The following is a 656-nucleotide window of genomic DNA, read 5'->3' on the forward strand; positions in this document are numbered from 1 at the left end:
GAAAAAGGCCATCTCTCAGCGCCTCTGAACAAGGTCACCAATGCTGAGATAGCTGAAGAGATGGCATATTGCTACGCAAGAATGAAAAGTGATATACTGGAATGTTTTAAAAGGCAGGTGGGCAAAGTTAAGGATTAATTATCAGGAGTAATTATGCGGAACAGAATCATGCCTGGTGTTTACATAGTAATAATTCCTTACGTTATCGTAAGCATTTGCTATCTCCTTTTCCGCCACTACATTCCTGGTGTTTCTTTTTCAGCTCATAGAGATGGTCTTGGGGCGACATTGTCATCATATGCAGGAACCATGATTGCAATCCTGATTGCTGCCTTGACGTTTCTAATCGGAAGCAGAACGCGCCGACTGGCCAAGATTAGAGAGTATGGGTATATGACATCGGTAGTTATTGTCTATGCCCTTAGTTTTGTTGAGCTTGGAGCTTTGTTTTTCTGCGGGTTATTGCTTCTTTCCAGCATAAGCGGCTACATGATACCCACTATCGCCATCGGCATTGCCTCTGCATCGTTCATTCATATATGCATCCTTGTTTTCCAACTATATAATTTGACCAGAGAACAAGAATAACCCGGCCTCAGCGCCGGGTTTTCTTTGCCTCACGATCGCCCCCAAAACACATAACCAATTGTATTTAT

General features: G+C 43.0%; 1 protein-coding gene. It reads left to right on the forward strand.

The features are described 5' to 3' along the window. Positions 1–153: 153 nt before the first annotated feature. Positions 154–588 carry a protein rexB gene (locus P3R27_RS14530; RefSeq protein WP_001245922.1) on the forward strand — a complete coding sequence of 145 codons (435 nt, stop codon included), beginning with the start codon at positions 154–156 and terminating at the stop codon, positions 586–588. The last annotated feature ends 68 nt before the right edge of the window (positions 589–656 follow it).

It is taken from the genome of Enterococcus spodopteracolus (genome assembly GCF_030441955.1).
Classification (GTDB): Bacteria; Bacillota; Bacilli; order Lactobacillales; family Enterococcaceae; genus Enterococcus_B; species Enterococcus_B spodopteracolus.